General features: G+C 56.9%; 22 protein-coding genes. 10 read left to right on the top strand and 12 right to left on the bottom strand.

The features are described 5' to 3' along the window. Positions 1-43: 43 nt before the first annotated feature. On the bottom strand, positions 44-2,356 hold the full coding sequence (locus GYM47_RS13560; RefSeq protein ID WP_153842574.1) for an amylase: 2,313 nt from the start codon (positions 2,354-2,356) through the stop codon (positions 44-46). A gap of 191 nt (positions 2,357-2,547) precedes the next feature. On the opposite strand from GYM47_RS13560, the gene GYM47_RS13555 reads away from it, so the two are divergent. The 5 genes from GYM47_RS13555 to GYM47_RS13535 all read left to right on the top strand — a co-directional run bounded on the left by GYM47_RS13555 (position 2,548) and on the right by GYM47_RS13535 (position 6,621). After that, positions 2,548-3,504 carry a sulfurtransferase gene (locus GYM47_RS13555; RefSeq protein WP_153842575.1) on the top strand — a complete coding sequence of 319 codons (957 nt, stop codon included), beginning with the start codon at positions 2,548-2,550 and terminating at the stop codon, positions 3,502-3,504. A 142-nt stretch (positions 3,505-3,646) separates the two neighbouring features. Next, complete coding sequence (locus tag GYM47_RS13550) at positions 3,647-4,222, top strand: TetR/AcrR family transcriptional regulator (RefSeq protein WP_168444469.1); 576 nt, start codon at positions 3,647-3,649, stop codon at positions 4,220-4,222. A gap of 315 nt (positions 4,223-4,537) precedes the next feature. Continuing rightward, the gene (locus tag GYM47_RS13545; RefSeq protein ID WP_153842577.1) at positions 4,538-4,756 is read left to right on the top strand and encodes a hypothetical protein; all 219 of its coding nucleotides are present in this window, start codon (positions 4,538-4,540) and stop codon (positions 4,754-4,756) included. Positions 4,757-4,830: 74 nt separating this feature from the next. After that, positions 4,831-5,868 carry a CNNM domain-containing protein gene (locus tag GYM47_RS13540; protein WP_139526475.1) on the top strand — a complete coding sequence of 346 codons (1,038 nt, stop codon included), beginning with the start codon at positions 4,831-4,833 and terminating at the stop codon, positions 5,866-5,868. 102 nt (positions 5,869-5,970) lie between these two features. Beyond that, positions 5,971-6,621, top strand: a complete 651-nt coding sequence (locus GYM47_RS13535; protein WP_153842578.1) for a peroxiredoxin — start codon at positions 5,971-5,973, stop codon at positions 6,619-6,621. A 74-nt stretch (positions 6,622-6,695) separates the two neighbouring features. Here the strand turns inward: GYM47_RS13535 and GYM47_RS18485 are convergent, their stop codons facing one another. From GYM47_RS18485 to GYM47_RS13525, 3 genes are all read right to left on the bottom strand, one after another. Next, positions 6,696-7,622 carry a methyl-accepting chemotaxis protein gene (locus GYM47_RS18485; RefSeq protein ID WP_331250790.1) on the bottom strand — a complete coding sequence of 309 codons (927 nt, stop codon included), beginning with the start codon at positions 7,620-7,622 and terminating at the stop codon, positions 6,696-6,698. Between the two features lie 56 nt (positions 7,623-7,678). Further along, the gene (locus tag GYM47_RS18535; RefSeq protein ID WP_231125555.1) at positions 7,679-7,963 is read right to left on the bottom strand and encodes a PAS domain-containing protein; all 285 of its coding nucleotides are present in this window, start codon (positions 7,961-7,963) and stop codon (positions 7,679-7,681) included. 134 nt (positions 7,964-8,097) lie between these two features. Continuing rightward, complete coding sequence (locus tag GYM47_RS13525; protein WP_231125556.1) at positions 8,098-8,739, bottom strand: DUF3047 domain-containing protein; 642 nt, start codon at positions 8,737-8,739, stop codon at positions 8,098-8,100. 282 nt (positions 8,740-9,021) lie between these two features. On the opposite strand from GYM47_RS13525, the gene GYM47_RS13520 reads away from it, so the two are divergent. Beyond that, on the top strand, positions 9,022-9,798 hold the full coding sequence (locus GYM47_RS13520; RefSeq protein WP_139526478.1) for a ZIP family metal transporter: 777 nt from the start codon (positions 9,022-9,024) through the stop codon (positions 9,796-9,798). 2 nt (positions 9,799-9,800) lie between these two features. Here GYM47_RS13520 and GYM47_RS13515 read toward each other — a convergent pair whose 3' ends face one another. After that, complete coding sequence (locus GYM47_RS13515) at positions 9,801-10,814, bottom strand: isocitrate dehydrogenase (RefSeq protein WP_139526479.1); 1,014 nt, start codon at positions 10,812-10,814, stop codon at positions 9,801-9,803. A gap of 500 nt (positions 10,815-11,314) precedes the next feature. Here GYM47_RS13515 and GYM47_RS13510 point away from each other — a divergent pair, with 500 nt between their 5' ends. Continuing rightward, positions 11,315-12,805, top strand: coding sequence for a SulP family inorganic anion transporter (locus tag GYM47_RS13510; RefSeq protein WP_153842579.1), 1,491 nt, complete (start codon positions 11,315-11,317; stop codon positions 12,803-12,805). Positions 12,806-12,835: 30 nt separating this feature from the next. Here the strand turns inward: GYM47_RS13510 and GYM47_RS13505 are convergent, their stop codons facing one another. From GYM47_RS13505 to crcB (GYM47_RS13495), 3 genes are read right to left on the bottom strand one after another with little or no spacing between them, the layout of a single operon-like run. After that, positions 12,836-13,822 carry an arsenic resistance protein gene (locus tag GYM47_RS13505; RefSeq protein ID WP_153842717.1) on the bottom strand — a complete coding sequence of 329 codons (987 nt, stop codon included), beginning with the start codon at positions 13,820-13,822 and terminating at the stop codon, positions 12,836-12,838. Positions 13,823-13,829: 7 nt separating this feature from the next. Further along, positions 13,830-14,225 (bottom strand): fluoride efflux transporter CrcB, encoded by a 396-nt coding sequence (gene crcB / locus GYM47_RS13500; RefSeq protein ID WP_153842580.1) that lies wholly within the window; start codon positions 14,223-14,225, stop codon positions 13,830-13,832. Between the two features lie 18 nt (positions 14,226-14,243). Next, a complete protein-coding gene (gene crcB, locus GYM47_RS13495) occupies positions 14,244-14,621 on the bottom strand; it encodes a fluoride efflux transporter CrcB (RefSeq protein ID WP_153842581.1) in 378 nt (125 codons plus the stop codon). A 185-nt stretch (positions 14,622-14,806) separates the two neighbouring features. On the opposite strand from crcB (GYM47_RS13495), the gene GYM47_RS13490 reads away from it, so the two are divergent. Beyond that, entirely contained in the window at positions 14,807-15,661 is an 855-nt protein-coding gene (locus GYM47_RS13490; RefSeq protein WP_153842582.1) for a universal stress protein, read from the top strand. A gap of 54 nt (positions 15,662-15,715) precedes the next feature. Here GYM47_RS13490 and GYM47_RS13485 read toward each other — a convergent pair whose 3' ends face one another. After that, positions 15,716-17,401: a 2-isopropylmalate synthase gene (locus tag GYM47_RS13485; protein WP_139526484.1), complete on the bottom strand. Its 1,686-nt coding sequence runs from the start codon at positions 17,399-17,401 to the stop codon at positions 15,716-15,718. A 249-nt stretch (positions 17,402-17,650) separates the two neighbouring features. Between GYM47_RS13485 and GYM47_RS13480 the strand changes: the two genes are divergently transcribed. Then, positions 17,651-18,151: an Lrp/AsnC family transcriptional regulator gene (locus tag GYM47_RS13480; RefSeq protein WP_153842583.1), complete on the top strand. Its 501-nt coding sequence runs from the start codon at positions 17,651-17,653 to the stop codon at positions 18,149-18,151. Between the two features lie 57 nt (positions 18,152-18,208). Next, positions 18,209-18,568 carry a RidA family protein gene (locus tag GYM47_RS13475; protein WP_153842584.1) on the top strand — a complete coding sequence of 120 codons (360 nt, stop codon included), beginning with the start codon at positions 18,209-18,211 and terminating at the stop codon, positions 18,566-18,568. A 10-nt stretch (positions 18,569-18,578) separates the two neighbouring features. Here GYM47_RS13475 and GYM47_RS13470 read toward each other — a convergent pair whose 3' ends face one another. The 3 genes from GYM47_RS13470 to GYM47_RS13460 are packed head-to-tail and all read right to left on the bottom strand — an operon-like array spanning position 18,579 to position 23,810. Next, positions 18,579-19,442: a MurR/RpiR family transcriptional regulator gene (locus GYM47_RS13470; protein WP_153842585.1), complete on the bottom strand. Its 864-nt coding sequence runs from the start codon at positions 19,440-19,442 to the stop codon at positions 18,579-18,581. Further along, positions 19,432-21,201 (bottom strand): EAL domain-containing response regulator, encoded by a 1,770-nt coding sequence (locus GYM47_RS13465; RefSeq protein WP_153842586.1) that lies wholly within the window; start codon positions 21,199-21,201, stop codon positions 19,432-19,434. Before GYM47_RS13465 ends, GYM47_RS13470 begins: the two co-directional genes overlap by 11 nt. Beyond that, the gene (locus GYM47_RS13460) at positions 21,198-23,810 is read right to left on the bottom strand and encodes an ATP-binding protein (protein ID WP_153842587.1); all 2,613 of its coding nucleotides are present in this window, start codon (positions 23,808-23,810) and stop codon (positions 21,198-21,200) included. The genes GYM47_RS13465 and GYM47_RS13460 overlap by 4 nt, the downstream gene beginning before the upstream one ends. Positions 23,811-23,866: the final 56 nt, after the last annotated feature.

The following is a 23,866-nucleotide window of genomic DNA, read 5'->3' as shown; positions in this document are numbered from 1 at the left end:
TATGGTCGCGATTATTGCGCCAAATGGCGCCTCTTACCCACCGCTACACAGCGGCATGGGAAGTGGGTTGTAATACGTGGCGGCTCAGCCATGCGTCCAGATCATGACCCTGAGAAGCCAAGCTAAGCGATACCTGCTCTGAGCGCTGACACAGCGTGTGCAGCGCATGAAGCGATTCGGCGCTGAGGTGGTGTTCTGTTTCATACGCTGTCGGTAACAGCGCGCCTAGTAAAGACAAAGAAGTGAGCGGCTCGGGCAGCGTTTCGGCATCCGCGGAGAGGACGATGACGGGAGGTGTCTCTAAGGGCTGATGAGGCAGAGGCGTCCAATCGTGATCACTGAGCGGAAGATTCAGTGGAACAAGGCGCGCGGGTGACTGTGGGGACAGTCGTGCCCCACGGGTGACGCTCAAGCCGTGCTGCGTGGCCACTTGCGCCAGTGTATCGAGTACGCCTGGGGATATTTGGGCGGGTAACACGCAGGCGAATTGCTGCTGGGTATTGCCCAGTAGCGCGATGTCGAGCGTTAACTCGCCCGCACGAGACGCAGTCTTCATGCAGTAGCGGGTGATGGCATCCAGAATATCGGGCCGTTTAAGGCGAGCACTGATGACGCGGCTATGGTTGGTGAGGCAGTAACCGTTGGCGCTTTCTAACAGGTGTAAAGGCTCGGCGGGTAAGGCGGCGTCATGCATGCCTTTCGCCAATGGCGATAAGGCGCGCGCTAAATGCTCCGCGATAGCACCGCTAGGGGCCGTTAATAGCCACTGCCGCCCTGCAAAATAAAAGGTGGTGTGCCACGCGGTAGATGCTGTGCGCTCTGAATAGACCTTGGGCTCGTCTGAAGTAGCCGTATGCAGTGTCAAGAGACCTTGCTGGTACCAAGGGGTTAACGTTGCCCATAGGTCGGCCATCAACTGCTCTTTTGCTATTTGCCCCCCGCTGGCGGCGATGAGGTGCACGATCATCTGCTCGATAGACTCGCCCTCGCTAGCCAGTAGCCACATCAAGGCAGCGCTATCGTTTAACTGGTAGTAGAGGCCGCTTGGGTGGTGATACAGCGCCAGTTGGTCGCCTTCAATCAGCTCACTCACTCCGTGAGCACGAAACGCGATAGCTTGCTGAAGCTCAGGTGAAGCCAGCTGGTAATCGGCGAGGCTGGGGAGTCCGATGAACGGTAAGTAACCCAGCGTGGCCTCTAAGGTGGCCGCAGGATAGAGAGGCACAAATCCTCCTGAGCGCTTGCGTTCAGCGGCCAGCGCTTCTGCGTCTATATAGGGAGGTGTCACCCGTGGGTAGAGCCCTACAAGGCTGAGCATATCGCTCACTAGGGCGCCTTTCACCGCCTCTTCGACGGTACCCCCATGCTCTGGTTTCGCGCAGATACCGAGCGACGGGCTTAAATTACACTCCAAAATCCACGGCTTCAGCTGATCATCCACCAAGCAGTCCAAGCCAATTAGCTCGTAACAGCCCATAGGGTCTGCACCTTCTTCTTGGGTGCGTAACCGCATGGTATCCGCTGCCGAGAGCGCCGTGAGCGTGGCAAGGTCCCGCAGCTGGTGGAACAGCACGTCATCATCATGTCCCTGATCGCGTAACCACTCTCGGTAGCGTTCTAGATCAATAAACTCGACAGGGATCTCAGCCTCGATATTTAAGGCATTGATATCTGGGTTGGTTAACTGACTAAAGGGGTTGTCGATGTCGTCGGGATCCCAGGGCTCAGAGGCTAGCTTGGCAAAGCCCTGGTCATACAGGTACACCCGCAGCGGATCGATACTGGCGATCAACATATAAAGACGCAGCACGTACTTGTGCCCGCGAATGGTATGCGGGTTCGCGACGTACTCTTGCACCAGCCAGTTGGGGGTAAGAGGGGCGGTGGTGGGGTCCTTGAGGACACGAACACCCTGCCCTTTGGAAGCGTTGGTGGGCTTTAAAATCCAGTGTTTATGCGGATTTGCCGAGGCATCTTCGATCAAGGCCGGGTAGTCGTGAGGCATTTCATAGGCACGCGGAAAAAAGTCTAGCCGCGCCACGGTCTCATGGTCATCCCCGAAGGCGTGACGCATGCGCTCGCGCAAGCCGCTCAGGCTTTCGTGCAAGCGGCTCTTGACGGTGAGTGCCGCATTACCAGGAATATGGTTCATTTTGCACGTGGGCGAGGTGTGCCGGAAAGCACTCTTCAACGGCATGCCGGTTACCCAAGCGGCCTGCCAGTGGCATTCATCCCCTTCCTTCCACTGCTGAGCTTCTAAGGTGCGACGGAAAAAATGATCCTGCTCGGCATGGCGCTTACCGCTGAGCCAGAAGGTTGGCGCTGACTCAGACGAGCGTGGGGTGGAAGGGGGCATAGCAGTGCTCCTGTTGCATTGTGCTTATGTTCAGTGAGGCCACGTTCAAAATACTTACAACGTCACGCAGATTATTTTCCTGGGCCCTTGGCGAGTGCCATATAGCCAAACTCTATTGTCAGCTTCTCTCTTTATAGCGCATGATAAGAGTATTGTACCAATCGTTCCTTCCTGGCAGAGGAGTTGTCTCCATGAAACGCAGCGTTATCAGTGTCGTTGGTGTCTTCAGTGTGGTTGCCCAAGCGCAAGCGTTGGAAATGGCGCCCCTTGTGGATGCGCAGTGGTTAGATACCCACAAAGATGAGCCATCGCTGGTGATTTTGGACGTTCGTTCCTCCATCGATAACGGCGGAGATGAAGATAGCTTTCGAGAAGCGCGCATACCGGGCAGCCGTTACACCAGCTACACCGATGACGGCTGGCGTGAAACTCGTGACAGCGTGGCGGGGCTAATGCCCGAGGTCGATGACCTGGAAGCATTGATCGGTAGTTTGGGCATCAGCAACGATAGCGATGTAGTCATCGTGCCAGCAGGTACGGGACCGACGGACTTTGGCAGTGCAGCCAGGATCTATTGGACCTTGAAAGTATTAGGTCACGATGACGTGGCAATTTTGAACGGTGGCTTTGCAGGCTGGCAGCAGCAGGGCTATGACGTTGCCAGCGGTGAACCAAGTGCTGTTGACTCGACCAGCTTCGAAGCGTCGTTACGGGAGCAGTTAGTGGCCAGCACGGAAGAGGTAGAGGCAGCACGAGAAGAGCAGGCACAGTTGGTAGACGCACGACCCTCTGACTATTTTTCTGGTGAGAATAAATCACCCGCCGCACGAGTGGCAGGCACGATACCAGGGGCACGAAGCCTACCGCACCAAAGCCACTTAAACGTTCAAAACGGTGCTTACTACCTGGATGTGGAAAGTCTGCAATCACGCATCAATGAAGCCGATCTCGATAGCCGTGAGCACACCATCGCGTTTTGCAATACCGGGCATTGGGCGGCGACCGACTGGTTTGTGCTCAGTGAAGTGGCCGGATTTGAGAATATCGCCATGTACGACGGCTCCATGGCCGCCTGGACCATCAGCGACTCCCGCCCGGTACAGCTTGCCCGTGAAGGCATCAAGCAGGTACGTGAGCTGCTCAACTAAGCCTTTTATAGCCCGCACATGTCGTGCGGGCATTTGGGGTATGAGGAAAGCGTGGCCATCGCAAACGAGACCGCCCATGGTATATTAGGCCGCTAATGAGTCAGACAGGCAGTGGGGTAGATACATGGGTGTTGGAAGACCGATGCAGCATGAGCCAGAAGCCGCATTGAGTGCTGCTATGCAATCCTTTTGGCGTTCGGGCTACCATCATACATCGCTGCGCGATTTGCTGAGTGCCATGAACATTTCCCGCAGTAGCCTCTATCATACCTATGGCAGTAAAGAAGCGCTTTTTACCGAAGCGCTGACACGTTACCGGGATCAGCTTTTGGGAGAGTTAGCGACATTGCTCGCTCAACAAGAGAGCGCTTGGCACTTTATCGACAATTTACTGACACGCACTGCCGAGCAGGCAGAGAGCGAGCAAGCGGCGTTGGGCTGCTTGATATTCAACTCGGCCACTGAGTTGGGTAACGGTGACAGCGCAGAGGCCCAGGCGGCCAAGCAAAGTGTTCAGGCCATCACCGATTTCTTCGTTACGGTGATTGAACAAGCACAGCAAGAAGGCGCTATCTCTCCGGGACATGATGCAGGCAGCTTGGCGTATTTCTTGACGCTCTCTATGTCAGGGCTGCGGTTACTACTCAAAAGTGGTGTCAATCAACAGCAAGCGAAAGCGCAGGTCGAACATGTATTACGCACGCTGGCGAGCCGCTAAGGTGCACGTACTTGTGCATGTGCAGTACGCCTATCAGCGCAGCTAAATATTTGATGAAGCATATAATAAAAAGTGTCCGCTTGGTTCTTTTGCTATTTCATTGCTCTTTAGGTTTTAGCCTAATTGCACACTGGTCGCATCACTCCTTGTGTTTCATCAATGCTAAAAATCATCATTTTTTGAAGTAAGTATCTAAAAGTACGGTGCTTAGAAAACGAGGCGTTTTACCAATTGACAGTGCAACCCAGGCGCGAGATAAAGTATAGCTAGCCTATGATGTGGGCAACTGGGTCGATGCCACCAGGATATAATGTAATGCTCAACAAGCGCTGGCAACACATTCGTCACTATAAGTTGTCTCTTGACGTCGACACCGACGCACTGGATAAGCTCATTGCTTCCGTCGCAGACTTTTTCGAACTTCCCATTGCGCTGGTTCCCTCTCTCGGTCAAAACGATGGTTTATCGGGTGAGATGGCATATGCCGAGCATATCGACACATTTTACATAGGTGGGCTAGCCGTGCTGCAATGAATTGCCTAAGCTAGTGATTGACAGCCCACTGTTGAGTCTCTATAAGGCTATTTCACCCATTACCAAGAGCTTCCATGTTCCTCCTCATCACGATTGCTACCCTTTCAATCGCGTTTTCCTTCCTGTGTTCCATCCTTGAGGCAGCGCTGCTGTCGATTACGCCGAGCTATATTGCCAAGCAAAAAGAAGACAATCCAAAGCTACATACCGCGCTGACCAAGTTAAAAACCAATATCGATAGGCCCCTGGCGGCGATTCTGACGCTCAATACGATTGCGCATACCGTCGGTGCCACGGCTGTCGGTGCCCAGGCGGCGGTGGTGTTCGGCGAGTCTTCCATTGCGATCGTGTCTGCGGTCATGACCATGTTGATTCTGATCCTTTCAGAGATCATCCCCAAAACGATTGGTGCGACCTACTGGCGTGGTTTGGCCCCTGTATTGCCAAAACTCCTCAATCCAATGATCGTAGGGTTACTACCGTTCATTTGGATGTCAGAGCAGATTACTCGCCGTCTAGGTAAATCTGAACATGACGTGGATTTGCGTGACGAAATTAAAGTATTGGCGCGGGTGGGGCTCGAAGAGGAGGTGTTGGATGCTGACGAATCACGCACCATCATCAACATGCTCAACCTGCACGATATTACGGTGAACAAGGCTATGACGCCACGCACCGTATGTGAGACCGTGCCACCCAACATGACCGTCAGCGAGTTCGACGAGCAGTACGGAAAGGCGCCATTCACACGCTTTCCGGTGATGGATAACGGCGAGCAGGCGTTTGGCTATGTGCATAAATCGGATATGTACCACGCCGATGACACCAAGACGATGCGTGAATTGATGCATCCCATCGGCAGCGTCGACGTCTCCAATAATGTGGAGCAGGTCTTCACCTCCATGTTGAAAGATCACCTTCATATGCGCGTGGTCTACGATGAGCACGGTACCTTCGTGGGTCTGATCACCCTGGAGGACATTATCGAAACCATCCTGGGTCAAGATATCGTCGATGAGACCGATAGCGTGGCGAACTTGCGCCATTATGCAAAACAGCGCTGGGTTAAGCGGATCAAACGCGAAGAGAAAGAGGTAAAACCGGCCGAGTGAACGCTGCCATCATTTCATTGCTTTAGCACTAAACGTTCTATAGTGAAGGCGTTGAAAGTCATATATGGTATGAGAACCACTTCATTTTAACGAGGAGCAACGATGTCATTACGTATCAATGCAGTCGTGCCTGATTTCGAAGCAGAGACGAGCCACGGGCCGATCCATTTTCACGATTGGATCGGCGACAACTGGGCGATTCTGTTCTCACATCCGAAAGATTTCACGCCGGTGTGCACTACGGAGTTCGGCGCCGTCGCAACGCTAAGTGCCGAGTGGGAAAAGCGTGGCACCAAGGTCATCGGTGTGTCCGTCGATGGTGTAGAGGATCACAAGCGCTGGGCGGGCGACATCGAAACCGTGAGCGGCAGCAGCGTCGGCTTCCCGATCATTGCCGACGAAGGTCTCAAGGTCTCCAAGCTGTTCGATATGCTGCCGGAAGATGCCTACCTGCCTGATGGCCGCACGCCCGCCGATAGCGCCACGGTGCGTTCGGTCTTCATCATCGGCCCGGACAAGCAGCTCAAGCTTTCCATGACCTACCCGATGACCGTTGGCCGTAACTTTGCGGAGATTTTGCGGGCGTTGGATGCGTTGCAAACCACCGCGAAGCATGGCATCGCCACCCCGGCGGATTGGACGGTCGGACAGGATGTCATCATTCCACCCAGTGTCTCCGACGAGGATGCCAAGCAGAAGTTTGGTGAGTTTGATGCCGTGCTGCCTTACCTGCGCAAGACCAAGCTGCGTTAAGCACGCCGATAGCACGTGTTAAAAGCCCCGTCAGCGCAAGCTGGCGGGGCTTTCGTGTTCATAGGGCGTCACCGTCATGCAGGTTCGAGCGTCAGGTGTTCGATGGAGTGAGAAACGCTTTGTGCCCCCTGAAGAATGTCGTTCACGATCGCCTCGATCTCCTGCACGCTGGTCTGGCTGGTTTGCCCCTGCTCCACGACCTGTTGCATCGCCTCAGTGGTGCGCAGCACCAGAGCGCTATTCTCTTTGAGCACTCGGGTGATCTCGTTGACGGCGTCGCTTGAGCCTCGGGCGAGCTGGCGAACCTCGTTAGCCACGACAGCAAAACCACGCCCTTGTTCACCCGCACGGGCGGCTTCCACGGCAGCATTGAGGGAAAGCAAGTTAGTTTGGCTGGCAATTTGAGCAATCGTGTTGGCCGTTTTGTTGATTTGCTCTGCCTGTTTGTTTAGGTCGCTAATCAGGCGCTGCGCGTCTCCCAGCGTGTGGCTGGCATGCTGAAAGTGAGAGAGGACATTTCGCAGATGCTCGAGTCCCTCTTGCGCAATGCGCTGGGTCTGATGAGACGACACGCGGGCGCTACCCACGGTCGCGCGAGCGGCTTCGGATGCTTCCATGGCACGGGTAATGTCCGTGGCGAATTTCACCACCTTCACCACCTTGCCATCATCGTCCACGATGGGGTTGTACGTGGCTTCCAGCCATACCACGCGACCCTTTGCGTTCAAGCGCATGAACTTGCCTTGCTTGAACTCACCGTTGGCGAGCTGTTTCCAGAGGTCTGGGCGCTGCTGGTAGAACTCCTTCGTACAAAACATACGGTGATGCTTGCCACGAATGTCACCTAGCGAATAGCCCATGGCCTGCTCGAAGTTACGGTTAGCATCCAAGATGTAACCGTCTGGGGTAAATTCGATGACTGCCATGGAGCTATCCAGCGCCTGTAAAATAGCGCGTTCACGGGCGGCACGCTGGTGTTTTTCGGTGACATCAGTGGCCACTTTGAACACCTGTACGACCTTGCCACGACGATTTTTAATAGGTACATAAGTGGCCTCTAGCCACACTTCCTCACCGTGGGCATTGTGCGCCGGAAACGACCTTGCTGACGCTCTCCTGCGGCGAGTGCTTCCCAAAAGGTGGCATAGGCTGGGCTCTGAGTAGCCTCTGGATAGCATAAAAGACGGTGATGCTGACCTTTGATCTCTGCCAGGGAGTAACCCACCGTTTCCAGAAACTGCGGGCTGGCATCTTGAATGATGCCTGCGGGAGTGAAGTAAATGCAGGCCGTATGTTGCGCCAGGGCGTCGCGCAAGTTATCAGAGGGGAAGGGGCTAAACATGGGACAGACTCTCAATCACGTTATTATAAATCCGCTAAGAGTAGACCAGTTTCTTATAGAAAACACTGTTTTGTATCAGTGTGATACAAAATGTCACATGGGTAGCGTGCAGTATCTGTTTTAACATATGTTGACTAGTATGGGCAGGTAGGTGGGGTGGCATCGGCGGAGAACCCCAAGTGGGTGAACCAAGCTATTGCGCTGCCGCCAGCGTTATCGCCGTCGCTCATTAAAGCGATGCCGTGAACCTCATCGGGCGCGCTGCCGAACAGGGCGCGATAGTCGGCGCGCACGTCGCGTACTTCCGCCTGCCACTGGCCGACATTGTGTTCGCCGCTTTGCAGTGCCAGAAGCTGAGCGCGGTCAGTAAACGCATTGGGCCAATGAGCTCCCTGCGGCTGCTCAGACGCCCAAACGTAATTCACGGATTCCACTTGCCAGGGCAATAGGCCTGTTTTTCGGGCAACGTATACTCTTGCGGGGTAGTCGTCGCCCGCTTTGGTCGTTTCGTCAAGCCCCGGGTAGGTAGTGCTAACTTGCCAGCACCAGTGCAGATACGGTGTGGCGTTTAGGTCGATGGTTCGCTCAAGATAGCGAGCGGAGGCTTGCCCCAAGGCGTCTGCTTGAAGCACGCGCTGGCCGGATTTTTCCACCACGCGGTAGCGCGTTTCCCCAGCGAAGCTGCGCGTTGGCCATGTCATGATTCGCTCTGGTGTAAAGCGTACTTCTTGCGCCGAGGCGTGATGAGTGATGTTAACGCTGATTAAGAACGTCATGATGAGACATGGCCAAGACGTGCCGCACATACCGTTTTGATGCTTTCTTTTCGTTGTCATAGTGGTCATCTCTCTAACTGCGCGCAGGGTGTCGCTTTCATGCACGTTAACCTACGATTGACCCCTGCTCGCGAACCCAGCTGTACTTCGAGTGCTCTCGAAGACATCGCCATGTGAGGTTACACTGATTCGCCAATGGGTGACCCAGACGCCCGTTTCCTTACAGACGTCGTCAGCGGTTATCTCACCTTTTTATATGACATATCGAGTCAATGATTTCTCATGGAAAATACGCTGGTACTAGGAGTCGTAGGGAGTTTGGTGGCGGGGTCATTGACCGCAGTGGGGGCTCTGCCAGTACTGCTGGGAACCACGCCGAGTCGAGGGTTTCGAGATTTAGCGCTGGGTTTTGCCGCGGGTGTGATGCTGGCGGCCTCGTTTTTTTCACTGATCATTCCCGCACTCGACGCCGCTGAGATTTACTATGCTGGCGGGCCGGTGCCTGCGGCTCTCGTCTGCACTGCCATTTTGCTAGGTATGGGTGCCCTTGCCTTACTCAACGAGGGGTTGCCCCACGAGCACTTTCAACAGGGGCGGGAAGGGCCCGAAGCCGCATCGCTGCGCCGCGTTTGGCTATTCGTGTTTGCCATTGCGATTCACAATCTGCCGGAAGGGTTAGCGGTCGGCGTTGGTTTTGGTGCCAATGGCCTAGAAGGAGGTATGCCGCTAGCGATAGGTATTGGCTTACAGAACATGCCGGAAGGGCTGGCGGTGGCCGTCGCGCTGATGGGCGAGGGTTACTCCAAGTGGCGCTCCTGGTCGATCGCCGCGCTGACCGGGCTCATCGAACCGATTGGGGGGCTCTTTGGTGCTAGCGTCGTCACCGTCTCCCAAGTACTGCTGCCTTGGGGGTTGGCGTTTGCGGCAGGGGCCATGCTCTATGTGATCAGCCATGAAATCATTCCCGAAACCCACCGCTGCGGCCATCAGAAGAAAGCGACGTTTGGCCTGGCGATGGGCTTGGTGATCATGCTGTTTCTCGATGTGTGGCTGGGCTAGGCTCAGCGTTGCAAGTGTTCTACGAGCGCCTGGGCAAAAGTATCGGTAGTGCCGGTGCCGCCCATATCGGGTGTCACCATGTCGCGGCGGTTTTCGAGCACGGCGCGAATCCCCTGACGAATGGCATCCCCCTTGGCGGTCATGCCGAGATGGTCGAGCATCTGGGCGGCGGCGAGCAGTAGGGCACAGGGGTTGGCAATTTTCTTGCCTGCAATGTCGGGGGCTGAGCCGTGTACCGCTTCGAAAATAGCTGCTTTCTCACCGATGTTCGCCCCTGGGGCGAGGCCCAAACCGCCTACGAGACCGGCGCAGAGGTCGGATAGAATATCGCCAAATAGGTTGGTGGTGACCACCACATCGAACTGATGAGGGTTCATGACCAGCTGCATACAGGCGTTATCCACGATCATCTCTTGGAATTCGATCTCGGGATACTCGCTGGCGATGTCGCGGGCTACGTCCAAAAACAGGCCGGAGCTGGTTTTGATGATGTTGGCTTTGTGAACGGCAGTGACTTTCTTGCGGCCGTTTTGCTTGGCGAGTTCAAAGGCGTAACGCACGATGCGCTCGGAGCCTTGGCGGGTCACTTTGATCACTGAAATGCCGGTGTTGCCGTCGTCAATCATCTCCTGGCCATCGGAGAGGTAGGCCCCTTCGGTGTTTTCCCGCACGGTGATCATGTCGATATCGTCGTAACGGGAGCGCGTGCCCGGAAAGCTGATGGCGGGACGCACGTTGGCATAGAGATCGAAGTGGCGGCGTAGCTGTACGTTGATCGATGAAAATCCCTTCCCAATCGGCGTGGTGAGCGGGCCTTTCAGAGCGATACCGTGCTTTTCGATGGCATCCAGCGAGGATTGCGGGATGAGCGTGCCGTGTTTGTCTAGCGCGACCAAGCCCGCGTCGATGAATTCGTAGGTCAACCCGCACTCGAGTGCGTCGAGCACTTGCAGGGTGGCGTCCATGATCTCAGGGCCGATGCCATCACCTTTGATCACTGCGACTGTCTGGCTCATGTGCGGGTCCTCTCGTTCGATAGCGTGGGAAAGAATCAAGATGTCGAGAAGGCGACGGTAATATCGCCATGCAAGTGCCATGGTAAGCCAAGCTTAGGGGGCAGGTCATCGTCTAAACGTCTAGGGAGGCGGGTGTCAATCGGCCTGTTTGCTGGTAGAATGCCGCGCTCACGGCGACCAGCACGTCTGGCCTCTCGCCTGAATAACGATGATAGAACAGCAAGGTGTAACCATAATGAACAATGCATGGGCATTCATTGCTCTGCCGACTTCAGGGCTGATGACTCCACCCTAGGTTTTTCCCTCCTTATCAGCGCCATGATGCTTGTCGCGTCATCCCGGCGCTATGGCACTCCGATGCCGCTATTTGGCTACCGACGCGTGTGCGTCTTCGTTCGGTAGCATTCATTCGACAAGCTATGACTAATGTGTGCTCATTTGCTGCCTCTGTGCGGCTATGGCACGCACTATCTTTAAACCTCAAACCATGGACTCCCTGAATGGCACCTTTCAGCAAGCATGAGTGGTTTTCTAACATCAAGGGCGACACGCTGTCCGGTATTGTCGTCGCGCTGGCGCTCATTCCTGAAGCGATCGCCTTTTCGATCATTGCTGGCGTGGACCCGAAAGTAGGGCTCTATGCTTCGTTCTGTATTGCGGTGGTGATCGCCTTTACCGGTGGCCGCCCAGGTATGATTTCTGCCGCGACAGGGGCGATGGCGCTGCTGATGGTGACGCTAGTGAAAGAGCACGGGCTAGAGTACCTGCTGGCCGCCACGCTGCTGACCGGCGTGCTGCAAATCATCGCGGGTTACCTGCGGCTGGCGGAACTCATGCGGTTCGTATCTCGCTCGGTGGTCACCGGGTTCGTGAATGCGCTGGCGATTCTGATTTTCATGGCGCAACTGCCGGAGCTGACCAACGTGACGTGGCACGTGTATGCCATGACGCTGGTAGGCCTGGGCATTATCTATCTGTTCCCCTATCTGCCGATGATCGGAAAATCGGTGCCTTCGCCGCTGGTATGCATCGTGGTACTGACGGTGGTGTACATGGTGAGCGGTATGGATATTCGCACCGTTGGGGATATGGGCGAGCTGCCGGATACGCTGCCGGTTTTCCTGTGGCCAAACGTGCCGTTGAACCTTGAAACGCTGATGATCATTTTCCCCTATGCTGTGATGTTGGCCGTGGTGGGTCTGCTTGAGTCGATGATGACGGCCACCATTGTAGATGACCTTACCGATACGCCTAGTGATAAAAATCGCGAGTGTAAAGGCCAAGGCATCGCCAACATTGGGGCGGGTTTTATGGGCGGCATGGCCGGTTGTGCGATGATCGGCCAGTCGGTGATCAACATCAAGTCGGGCGGCCGGACGCGCCTATCGACACTGATCGCGGGCATGGTGCTTCTGCTGATGGTGGTATTCCTAGCAGACTGGGTGTCGCAAATTCCCATGGCAGCGCTGGTGGCGGTGATGATCATGGTCTCGATTGGCACCTTTAGCTGGGAGTCCATTCGCGATCTGAAGAAGCACCCGTTGAGCACCAATATCGTCATGCTGGCAACGGTGGCCGTCACGGTCGGTACCCACAATCTGGCGATCGGGGTTTTCGTGGGCGTACTGCTGGCGGCGCTGTTTTTTGCCAACAAAGTCGGCAACATCATGTACGTTGGTTCGAAAGAGGTAGAGGCCGGCAAACAGCGCGAGTATCAGGTGGTGGGGCAGGTGTTTTTTGCCTCATCCGAGCGTTTTATGGCTGCGTTCGACTTCAAAGAGAGCATCGACAAAGTCACCATTGATTTATCGAAAGCGCACTTTTGGGATGTGACCGCCGTTCAGGCACTGGACCGCGTGGTGATCAAGTTCCGTCGCGAAGGCACCGAGGTAGACCTAGTGGGCTTGAGCGAAGCAAGCGCCACTGTCGTGGATCGCTACGCCGTTCATAACGACCCGGAAGCGGTCGATAAACTGATGGGCGGCCATTAATCCTCACGGGCATCCTGTCATCGCCGACGCTTACTTGCCGTGAGCGTCGGCTTTTTTTGTGTCTTTGCTGGGAATTAGACGCTTCGGTACCCAGCGAAGGTATGCCACCATACCCAGTAACTCGACCAGCGATTGGCACACGATGATGACCACCGCGGCTTGCCAGCCATTGGGTAGGGTGAGAGCGATGGGCAGCATGACGAAGGAATTACGGGTGCCGAAGCTAAACACCAGTGTGCGTGTGCTGGTGGGCGGCAGTTGAAAGAGGTGGCCAAGCGCTTTGCCGAGCAGCGCCGCGACGATCAAGAAGCCTATGAAGATCAACACTGCGTGCCCGAGTAGCTGACGCAGGGTCAACACCTGTGTGACCTGAGTCGCCGCAATGATCAGCAACACGCAGGCTAAAAGCGGTACCGGCATCCATCCCAGTGCTCGGGTAGCCCGTTCGATAGTGGCGGATCTCTGCGCTGCGCGCTCCGTGAGCCAGGCGAGCAGCAGGGGCAGCACTATTAAGCTCAAAAAGGCGCTCAGTAACGTAGGGGAGAGTGTTAATTGCAACCATTCGCTGCCTAGCAATAGCCATAGATAGGCAGGTAGTGCCACCATCTGCACGAGCAATAAAAGGGGTGTCGCGGCAATGGCGCGGGCTGCGTCGCCTTGGCCTAAGTGCGTAAAGGTAATAAACCAGTCGGTGCAAGGCATCAGCAGCACCAATAAAACGCCTGCCAGCACGGGCAGCGGCAAGGGAATCCACACCACCAACACCCCCAGCAGTGCAGGAATCACGACAAAATTACCTATCAACAGCGCCGCTATGAAGCGCGTATCTTGAAGACCCTGCTTTATTTGCAGCAGCGGGATTTGGGTGAACGTGGCGAAGAGCAGTAAACCGAGCAGCGGCCATAGTGCCTGCTCAAACGCTGCCATTGGTTCTGGAGCCAATAGGCCAAGGCAAAGTCCGAGCGCGATAAACGCCAGATAAATCCATGACTGCTGCTGTTCGAGCTGTTCACGTATCAAGAGCTTAGGCCACTGGTTGGTTTAAAAAGGCCAAGCGCTCGCCCATCCAGGCGGCGGCTACGCACAGCGGTAAGCTGCCTATACCGTAGAGCAGCGCCAGCCCTAGGCTGCCCTGCTGGGCCAAGTGCAGCGTTTCCAGGCTAAACAGTGAGAAGGTGGTGAATCCCCCGCAGAAACCTGCCATTAGCAGCGGTTGCTGTCGTGCCAGCGCGCTTTGGGGCAGGCGGGTCGTCGTCGCGGCGAGCCAGCCGATGAAGCAAGAACCCAACACGTTGACCAGCAATGTCCCCCAAGGGAAGTGGCCACCCAGCACGGCCATCGACGCCAGCGAAACGCCATAGCGCAGCACGCTGCCCAGAGCGCTGCCAAGGCCAACGGCAAGATAGGCGTTAAGATTCATCGAGGGCTCCTCTGCTCTTCAAGCCTGGGCCAGCCACCAGCCCAGCGCTGCCGTGGCGACGCCCAACAGTAGCGTGGCGACCATGTTGAGGGCAGCGCGCATCGCCTGGCCGCGCTGCCATAGCTCGAGGGTCTGCAAGCTAAACGACGATACCGTGGTATAGCCGCCGAGCAGGCCCGCTACCGCCAATAGCCAGAACGGCTGAGTGTTGGGCACGCCGTAAACGCCTAGCAGCCAGCCTGCCAGCAGCGCTCCGCTAGCGTTGACGACGAGTGTTCCCCAGGGGAAGGCGTTGCCCAGTAAGCGGGCCATGGTATTGGAGATCGCAAAGCGTCCCAATCCTCCCAGTGCACCGCCCAGTGCGACGAGTAATAGACTCGTGATGCCGTGCCCCATGCTACGCCTCGCGCTGTCGTGGTGAAATCGCTAGGCGGCTAAGTGTAGCATTGCGACGGGAGGGACGCAGAAGTCGGCCATTACTCAAAAAAGCCGGTGCTACGGTGTTGCCGATCCGCCTCATCGTGTACAAAAGAGTCAGAGTGACGATCACTGTTCATGTATCCGTGTAAGGAGACGCCCTCATGTCTGACTACGTGTTAGCCGCCATCGATGGTTCCCACTACTCAGAAAGTGTCTGTGACTATGCGGTGTGGGCCGCCACGGCGCTCTCGGCACCGCTGCGTTTTCTGCACACCGTCGATAACCATGCCCAAGTCGCCGAGCCCGATCTGACCGGCCATCTTGGCCTAGGTACCCGCGAGCACCTATTGGAGCAGCTTTCGGACATCGAAGAACAGCGGGGAAAACTCGCCCGCGAGCAGGGGCGCTTGATGCTGGATGCTGCCAAAGCGCGCAGCGAGGCAGCCGGTTTTGCAGACACTCCCTGCATGCAGCGTAACGGCACGCTGGTGGATACCTTGGCGGAGCATGAAAAAGAGCTCCGCCTGTTGGTGCTCGGCAAACGAGGAGAAACGGCGCACCAGGCCAGCGGCCATCTAGGGTCTAACCTCGAGCGCGTCGTTCGCGAGCTGCATCGGCCCATATTAATGGTGCCGAAGGCATTCGCCCCACCCAAGCGCATTCTGATGGCCTTCGATGGCAGCAAAACCGCCCGCAAAGGGGTAGAAATGCTGGCAAAAAGCCCGCTATTCGAAGGCGCTGAGTGTCACGTGGTGATCGTGGGGGCCGAAACCGCCGAGAATCGCTCGCAGCTCGAGTGGGCCACCGAGACGCTTCGGTCGGCAGGACACCACACCGAAGGCGCCATTCGAGCGGGAGACGTCGAAGAAGCGCTGCGTGCTTATAAAGAGGAAAAAGGGATCGACCTGCTCGTGATGGGCGCGTACGGTCACTCGCGCATTCGTCATCTGCTGGTGGGTAGCACTACCACGGCGATGTTGCGTAATGCCCACTTACCGGTGTTGATTTTACGCTGATGTAAAGCGATGGTCGCCCGGCCGCCGCGCGTTTGGCAGCGGCCGGGGTACCGATCAGGCGGTGCTACTAGCCACTTCCCGCTGCTCGGCGCGAGCGGGCTGAGTCGCATTAATCCCCGACAGCACGGCTTTGAGCGATGCGCTCACCGTATCGCTATCCTCCGCTACGGCACACACCCGCTGACCATCGATGTTGAGCTGCACGAAGGCAATGGCGTTGGCTTCGCTGTCGCCGCCCAGTGAGTGTTCGCTGTAATCGAGAATGGCGACGTGGCTACCCGTATGGCGTCTCCAGGCATCGGTGAACGACGACATGGCGCCATTTCCGGTCCCTGATAAGCGCAGCGTGTCGGCACCCTGCCACAGCGTGATGTCGATCCCTTCCTGCTGTCCCTTCGAGAGTCGATAGTCGGCGAGGGACAGCGGCGCACCATGGGAGAAATGGTCGAACATCACCTGTCGAATCATTTCGCTGGAGAGCTCGCTATTACGGCGTTCGCTCTCTTGTTGTACGTAGGGGGCCAGCGCGAGCATCATCCAACGAGGCAGGCTGATGCCGTAGTCGCGCTCCAACAGAAAGGCCATGCCGCCTTTGCCCGACTGGCTGTTAACCCGAATGACGGCTTGATAGTCCCGCCCGATATCGTGCGGGTCGATGGGCAAATAGGCCACTTGCCACGGTTCGTCGGGTTTTTGGTGCTTGAGCGATTTACGAATCGCATCCTGGTGACTGCCAGAAAAGGCGGTATACACCATCTCACCTACCCAGGGGTGACGGGGATGCATGGCAATCCCTGTACACTCGTGCACCACCTGAATGATCTCGTCGGGGTTGGAAAGATCCAGCTTGGGATCGATACCCTGGCTGTAGAGGTTCATGGCCAGCGTAACGATATCCATGTTGCCGGTGCGTTCACCGTTTCCCAGTAAGGTGCCTTCGACACGGTCGGCCCCCGCCAGTAGTGCAAGCTCTGCCGACGCTACGGCACCACCCCGATCATTATGGGTATGCACCGAAATGATCACGCTATCGCGGCGACTGATGTGCTGGCAGAAGTACTCGATCTGATCGGCGTGATGGTGGGGGCCTGCCACTTCCACGGTGGTGGGCAGGTTGAGAATGCACTTGTTGTCTGGGGTGGGCTGCCAGACATCCATCACCGCTTCGCAGATGGCCAGGGAGAAATCGATCTCGGTGCTGGAGAAGCTCTCCGGCGAGTACTGGAAGCGCCAATCGACGTCGGGGTATTGGGCCGCATAGGTCTTGACCCACGTTGCGCCTTGCACGGCGATATCGGTGATACCGTCGCGATCCATCTCGAACACCCGCTCCCGTTGGATCGTGGACGTGGAGTTGTACAGGTGGATGATGGCGCGCTTGACGCCCACCAATGACGCAAACGTTTTTTCGATCAGGTGTTCGCGGCACTGCACGAGCACGGCGATGGTCACGTCGTCAGGAATTTGATCCTCTTCGATCAGCCAGCGCACGAAATCGTAATCCGGCTGGCTGGCGGAGGGAAAGCCGACCATCACTTCTTTGATACCGACCTTGATGATCTGATGCCAGAAGCGCTGTTTCTGCTCTACCGTCATCGGCTCGAGCAGGGCCTGGTTGCCATCGCGTAGGTCTTCACTCACCCAGATGGGCGCTTGAGTCAGCTCCCGGTCGGGCCACTGACGGTCGAACGCGGGCACCCGGGGAGCAGGACGATATTTGCGATGATCAAAAGCAGGCATGGTGAATTTCCTGAGAACGGTGAGTTGTTTGGGGCGGCCGCTGGTGGCGCAAGCCGCTGTGGCGTGCTCTTCCGGGTCAGGGAGAGCCTAGGGAGGACGCCTGGGTAAGGCGTCAATCGAGGACTGCTTTTGGCAGTCAACATAGTCTACGACACATGGCGCGAAAGGTTATTGCGAAAATATGGCGTTAGCGCAAAAAAATGGCAGAATATATCGAATTAAATTCTTATTTTGGTAGGAGATATCGCTGTGGCCAACGCGCCTTTGACCCTCGACCGTTTTGATCGCCGCATCCTCGACGTGTTGCAACAGGAGGGGCGTATCAGCAATCAGGAACTGGCCGAACGCATTGGACTGTCCCCTTCGCCGTGCTTACGGCGCGTGCGAGCCCTGGAAGAGCACGGCTTGATCACCCAGTATCGAGCGGTGGTCGATGCGCGGCCGCTCGGCTTTCAACTCATGGCGCTGCTGCATATCTCGATGGATCAGCACACCCCCGAGCGCTTCGATAACTTCGAGCGTCATATCCGTAACATTCCCAACGTGGTGGAGTGTTTGATCATTACCGGGCAAGCGGCGGATTTTCAGCTCAAAATTCTGGTGAGAGACATGGACGATTATCAACACCTGCTGCTCCATGTGATCAACCGCATCGAAGGCGTCACCGGCGCCCATACGAGTTTCGTGTTGCGCCGGGTGTTCGAGCATCGCCCCGTGCCTACCTCATACTCGCTGGCTAACGAAGCGTAGGCAGCGGCGGCATAGCGGTTTACACTGCTTTTTTTCATCTAGCCAGGAGTTCGATCTATGCATATTCAGCGCCATGATACAAAAGCCCGCATGAGCCGTGCCGTGATACATCAGGGGGTGGCCTATTTATGCGGTCAGGTAGCAGGCCCCGAGGCTCGCCATGGCGATATCAAAGCACAAACCGAGAGCATGCTGGCGCGCGTCGATGCGCTTTTAAAAGAGATCGGCTCTAGCCGAGAACAACTGCTAAGCGCCACGATTTACTTGAAAGATGGCAGCGATTTCGCCGCCATGAACGCGATATGGGATGCCTGGGTACCGGAAGGCCATGCACCGGCACGCACCTGCGTATGCGCGCCGATGCCTGCCGATGAGCTGAAAGTCGAGATTACCGTGACGACGGCCGTGGGTGCGTAACTGCTATCGCTTATTTGACAGGCTTTTCTGCCGGAAAGCGGGTGTCGCGTAGGCTATCTTTGATCTTTTTTAGGTGCGGCAGAAAATCTTCGCCGCGCCTGAGCGTGACACCCGTGGCCAGGGCATCGATCAGCGTCAGTTGAATGACCCGAGACGTCATCGGCATGTAGTGGTCGGTATCTTCAGGGGTGGCGACTTCCAGCGTGGCCGTGCACTCCTGAGCGAGCGGAGAGTGGGGGGCGGTGATGCCCAGCACCACGGCGCCTGCTTCCCTGGCTACCTTGGCAATGTCGACCAGCTCACGGGTACGCCCAGTGTAGGAGATGATCACTACCACATCGCCGGTATGGCAAGCGGCTGCCACCATTCGCTGCATCAGCACGTCGACGTAGGCCATCACCGGTAGGTTGAAGCGGAAAAACTTATGCTGGGCGTCTTGCGCCACGGCGCCGGAGGCGCCCAATCCAAAAAAGTGGATCTGTTTGGCTTGCGTCAGGTAATCCACCATCCTTTCGACGGCGGCCATGTCCACTTCCCGCTGCGCTTCGTCTAGCGCCGCAATGGTCGCCCCAAAGATTTTATGGGTGTACTGAGTAGCGCTATCGCCCGGCTCGACGGCACGGGTGACGTAGGGCGTGCCGCCTGCCAAGCTCTGGGCCAGCTTGATTTTGAAATCGGGATAGCCCTTGGCGCCGAAGTTGCGACAGAAGCGGTTGACGGTCGGTTCACTGACGCTCGCCGCTTGAGCAAGGCTGGCGATGCTCAGGCTGGTGGCCGCTGCGGGGTCTTCCAGAATGACGTTCGCAACTTTACGCTCTGAGCGATTCAACTCTTCCAAGCGTTCCCGTAAGCGGTCTAGCAGGTCATGCGCCATTAACTGACTCCGTGGCAAGCGTTAGGTGTGAAGAAGGTGTCCAGTCCCTGCACCAGCGATAGAACTCATCGGCAGGCAATGGACGAGCATAGTAATACCCCTGAGCAGCTTCGCAACCAATTGAACGTAAGTAGTCGGCCTGCGCAGCCGTTTCGATACCCTCGGCGACCACGTCGCAGCCCACGGCATGGGCAAGCTGGGTGATGGTGAGAGCCAAATGGCGATCGATGGCGTCCTCCTCCAGGTCCATCACGAAGGCGCGATCGATTTTCAGCGTCGAGAAGGGCAGCGTTTTGACATACGCCAGTGACGAGTGCCCGGTACCAAAATCATCGATGGCCACGGCAATGTTCACCTCTGCCAACTGCGCGAGCTGGATGCGCGCATTGTGCATATCGCTGAGCAGACCCGATTCGGTGACTTCCAGGGCAAAGAACCTCGCCGGGATGCCATGATTGGCCAGTCGCGCCAGCAGGTTCTCGGCAAAGTCCTTACGCGCTAGCTGACGTGCTGCTACGTTCACGGCAATATGGAAATCGTCGTCCAACAGTCCCTTGGCCCGCCAGTCGGCAATATAGCGCATGGCTTCCTCGAGTACCCACTCGCCAATGTAGAGGATATCACCGCTGGCTTCTGCCAGAGGAATGAAGTCGCCAGGGGAGACGTGGCCCAGCTCTGGGTGGTGCCAGCGTAGCAGCGCTTCGGCGCCCACTACGCGCTGAGTTTCGAGTGACAGCTTGGGTTGGAAGGCCAGGGACATTTCCCCTCGCTGTGTGGCGCCGCGAATGGCCTGCTGTAGGTGCAGTCGGTGGCGCTGCTGGTTTTCCAGAGCTTCATTGTAGCTTTGCAGTCGCAGTGTGCCGCTCTGCGGAAGTGCCAGGGCGGCCATGTGCACCAAGCGCTCGATGTCGAAGTGGCCCTGCGACCAACTGATACCAATACGCGCGTTAAGCGGCAGTAGCAGGTCGTCTAGGGACTGGTCGTGTTCGAAGCAGTCGAGCAGCCGTGAAGCGAGCTGACGCAGCTCGCTCAGCTCGGCCGTTGGGGTAATCACCAGCAGCTCGCTGCCGCCCCACAGCCCGAGTGTGCTGCTAACGTCCAACTGGCCGTCGAGCCGGCGGCTAATGTGCACCATGAGCTGGTCGGCAATGCCGTAGCCATGTAAACGCACGACATCATCGAGGTGATCCAGCGCGATAAACAACAACCCCGTGGGACAGCCCTGTTGCGCCGCATCGGCCAAGCGTTGTGTCAAGGCGCGACGGTTGGGTAGCTGGGTGATAGGGTCGGTGCGTGACTGGCGATCCAACTCCTCGGTGCGCTTGGCCACCATCTCCTCCAGCGTCTCGGCCTGCTGGTCGCGAACACGATAGCGGTGCTCCACGCTCAACGTGTTGTGAATCCGCTGAAGCACTTCATCGTGTTTGAAGGGTTTGGTCAGAAAGTCCCTTACACCCATGCTCAGCGCGCGATGGCGGGTTTCGTCATCGATTTGTGCGGTCAGCACGATGATTGGCGGCGCATGCTCGGCAAACGTCGCCTGCAGTTGCTCCATCACGCTGTAGCCATCTAAATGAGGCATACGGATATCCAGCAAGATGAGATCCGGCATCGCTTGCTGACAATGTTGCAGGACTTGGCGAGGATCGCTCAGACCATGCACGTTATCGAATCCATGATCGTCGAGCAGATCTAGCAGTAGCTCGACGTTGATGCTGTTGTCATCCACTACCAGCAGGTGTTTGTTCATGAACGTCATGGCGCCTTCCTTGGTATGGCGTCTGTAGACACATAGCGTCTCAGTGTCGCCGAGAGCTGATCGATGTCGAGCGGCTTCGTGAGGTAATCGGCAAACCCTGCCGCTAGGCCGTGCGCTCGGTCACGCTCCATGGCGTTGGCCGAGAGGGCCACCACTGGAATGTGACGTAACGAGGCATCTTTTTGAATTGCATCCAGCGCCTGATAGCCGTTCATGCCCGGTAGGTGAATGTCCATCAGCACCAGATCCGGAGGAGAGTAGCGCATGAGATCGAGCCCTAGCTCGGCGCTGGTGACGGTCTGTAGCCGCACCTGGTCAAAGTCCTCCATGATATCTTCCATCAAGCGCTGGTTGGTGGGGTTGTCTTCGATATAGAGTAGGTGATGACGCTGGGCAGGGGCGGCGCTGGCCAGCGTCATCGGCAAGGGCGTCTCGCTAAGCGCATCGGCCTCGGTGATGGGGAGGGTAAACCAGAACGTCGCGCCTTGGCCGGGTGCACTCGTCACGCCAATTTGGCCCTGCATTCGCTCCACTAACTCTCGGGTGATCGCTAACCCAATACCCGTCCCCTCGATGGTGCCATGCTCGGCATCGAGCCGATTGAAGGGTTCGAAGAGCTCGTGCTGTCGCTCGGGTGCGATACCATGCCCGGCATCCGTGACGCGAACGCACACGTCGTTGTCCCGTTGATCGACGGCAATCCGGATCGAGCCCTGGGGGCGATTATATTTGATGGCATTGGAGAGTAAGTTGAGCAATACCTGCTTGGTGCGGGTGTAATCCGCGGCGACCCGCCAAGGCGCCGCGAGTGGCTCGCGCTGAAGCACTAGCCCTGATGCCTCGATATTGGCTTCTAACGTGCTGCAGGCATCCTCGATCACGCTCTCTATCGCGATCGGCTCGATGGAGAGCGCCATGTGGCCGGACTCGATTTTAGCCAAATCGAGCACTTCGTTGATCAAGCTAAGCAGGTGCTGCCCACTTTTCTGGATTTGCCCTACCTGTCGCTTCTGCTTGTCGCTGAGCGGCTCGCGCCGCCCTTTGCCAAGCAGCTGCGCAAAACCAATGATGGCATTGAGCGGCGTACGTAGCTCGTGGCTCATGGACGAGAGAAATTCGCTCTTCGCCCTATTGGCCTGTTCGGCTTGGTCCCTCGCCGCCGCGAGGTCCATGGTGACCTGCTCGCGCTCTGCCATCTGTCGATAGAGGTTGATCAGCAGCGCGCAGGTATCGGTAAACGGCTGAAGCCAGTGTAACAACGAATGGTTCAGCGTTTGTTGGCTGTTGGCAATGGCGAACATGCCTATCAATTTATCGCCACTGAAAATTGGCGCGCCCAGGTAATTATCGATACGCGGGTGGCCCGGTGGAAAGCCGCCGCGTTTGGCGTGACGATAAACGTCGTCGGTGATCACCACGTCGCCGTGGGCAAACACACGGCCCAACAGCGAGTCGGGATTGGTCAGCATCATATCCCCACTGCGCAGCTGTTCCATCAAATGGCGCGACTCATCGCTCCAAGAGAGATCGGTAATGGCGTGGATCTTGAGCGTATTGGTGGTGCTCGTTGGCATTACTTCGCCAATCAGCGCGTAATCGCTGTCAGTCAGCTCGCGCAATGCCTCCATGAGAAAGGTCCAGAGCTGCTCGCCGGACATTAGCGCCTGATAATCGGTAATGCCCTGGTGCAGCACTTTCAGCAGGCTCTGCTCTTTATGCATGCGGTGGTTGGCGTCGTAAACGTCGCTCAGGTTGGTCAAAATACCAAGAAATTCCACCACGTCGTTCTGCTCGTTATGGATGGCGTTGACCGCTAGATGAACGGGAACGAGGTGGCCTTCTTTGTGCAACGCCTCTACTTCGCGACCCCGCCCAATGACATTAGGGGCACTGCCAGCCAAAAAGCGCGCAATGAATTGGTCATGTTCGGCGCGAATTGCGGCCGGGGTCAGCATCGAGACGTTGCGACCCAGCACCTCGGCTTTGGTATAGCCCAACATGGTGAGTGCAAAAGGGTTGATGCTCAGCACGTTGCCAGCTAGGTCGATTCGCACGATGCCGGTGGCACTCTCGTTGAACAGCGCCTCGTAACGTCGCGTGGTTTGCGACAGGGTGTGGCGCATTTGATGTTGGCGCAACAGTTCGTCCACTTGCCCTGCCAAGCTGGCCAGCAGCTGTCTATCCCGCGTCGAGAATGCGCGTGGCCGATCACTGATCAAACATAGCGTACCCACGGCCAGCGTATCGGAAGGCCTGAGCGGGTGCCCCGCATAGAAGCGGATATGAGGTTTTCCGGTGACGAGCGGGTTATCGGCAAAGCGCCGATCGCTCTGGGCATCTTCGATGACCAGCGGCATATCGGCGGCGATGGCGTGGGCACAAAAAGAGACCTCTCGGCTGGTTTCGCAGATGGGTAGCCCCGGGTGAGACTTGAACCACTGGCGCTCTTCGTCGACCAGTGACACGAGTGCCATCGGCACGTCAAACAGGTCCCGGGCAAGCTGTGTCAGACGCTCGAAGGCGTCGTCGGCGGGGGTATCGAGGATGCTCAACGCGCGCAAGGCCGTCAGGCGCTGTGTTTCATTCTCCGGTCGCTTGGCGGCTTGCATGGCGTTTCCTAGACGTGAGGGGGGTGAAAAGAACGTATTAAATAAATATCGGACAT

The organism is Vreelandella piezotolerans (assembly GCF_012427705.1).
In the GTDB taxonomy this organism is placed as follows: domain Bacteria; phylum Pseudomonadota; class Gammaproteobacteria; order Pseudomonadales; family Halomonadaceae; genus Vreelandella; species Vreelandella piezotolerans.
The sequence above is the reverse complement of the archived record's forward strand: the minus strand, read 5'-3'. Positions and strand labels throughout refer to the sequence as shown.

Bases quoted from the DNA above. Each gene is read 5' to 3' on its own strand.
- GYM47_RS13475 (WP_153842584.1), top strand. From the start codon at position 18,209: ATGCATATTCAGCGCCATGATACAAAAGCCCGCATGAGCCGTGCCGTG.
- crcB (WP_153842581.1), bottom strand. From the start codon at position 14,621: ATGGGGCACGGCATCACGAGTCTATTACTCGTCGCACTGGGCGGTGCA.
- GYM47_RS13465 (WP_153842586.1), bottom strand. From the start codon at position 21,201: ATGACGTTCATGAACAAACACCTGCTGGTAGTGGATGACAACAGCATC.
- GYM47_RS13555 (WP_153842575.1), top strand. From the start codon at position 2,548: ATGAAACGCAGCGTTATCAGTGTCGTTGGTGTCTTCAGTGTGGTTGCC.
- GYM47_RS13510 (WP_153842579.1), top strand. From the start codon at position 11,315: ATGGCACCTTTCAGCAAGCATGAGTGGTTTTCTAACATCAAGGGCGAC.
- GYM47_RS13535 (WP_153842578.1), top strand. From the start codon at position 5,971: ATGTCATTACGTATCAATGCAGTCGTGCCTGATTTCGAAGCAGAGACG.
- GYM47_RS13515 (WP_139526479.1), bottom strand. From the start codon at position 10,814: ATGAGCCAGACAGTCGCAGTGATCAAAGGTGATGGCATCGGCCCTGAG.
- GYM47_RS13550 (WP_168444469.1), top strand. From the start codon at position 3,647: ATGCAGCATGAGCCAGAAGCCGCATTGAGTGCTGCTATGCAATCCTTT.
- GYM47_RS13545 (WP_153842577.1), top strand. From the start codon at position 4,538: ATGCTCAACAAGCGCTGGCAACACATTCGTCACTATAAGTTGTCTCTT.
- GYM47_RS13560 (WP_153842574.1), bottom strand. From the start codon at position 2,356: ATGCCCCCTTCCACCCCACGCTCGTCTGAGTCAGCGCCAACCTTCTGG.
- GYM47_RS13460 (WP_153842587.1), bottom strand. From the start codon at position 23,810: ATGCAAGCCGCCAAGCGACCGGAGAATGAAACACAGCGCCTGACGGCC.
- GYM47_RS13470 (WP_153842585.1), bottom strand. From the start codon at position 19,442: ATGGCGCATGACCTGCTAGACCGCTTACGGGAACGCTTGGAAGAGTTG.
- GYM47_RS13525 (WP_231125556.1), bottom strand. From the start codon at position 8,739: ATGACGTTCTTAATCAGCGTTAACATCACTCATCACGCCTCGGCGCAA.
- GYM47_RS18535 (WP_231125555.1), bottom strand. From the start codon at position 7,963: ATGTTTAGCCCCTTCCCCTCTGATAACTTGCGCGACGCCCTGGCGCAA.
- GYM47_RS13490 (WP_153842582.1), top strand. From the start codon at position 14,807: ATGTCTGACTACGTGTTAGCCGCCATCGATGGTTCCCACTACTCAGAA.
- GYM47_RS13485 (WP_139526484.1), bottom strand. From the start codon at position 17,401: ATGCCTGCTTTTGATCATCGCAAATATCGTCCTGCTCCCCGGGTGCCC.
- GYM47_RS13540 (WP_139526475.1), top strand. From the start codon at position 4,831: ATGTTCCTCCTCATCACGATTGCTACCCTTTCAATCGCGTTTTCCTTC.
- crcB (WP_153842580.1), bottom strand. From the start codon at position 14,225: ATGAATCTTAACGCCTATCTTGCCGTTGGCCTTGGCAGCGCTCTGGGC.
- GYM47_RS13520 (WP_139526478.1), top strand. From the start codon at position 9,022: ATGGAAAATACGCTGGTACTAGGAGTCGTAGGGAGTTTGGTGGCGGGG.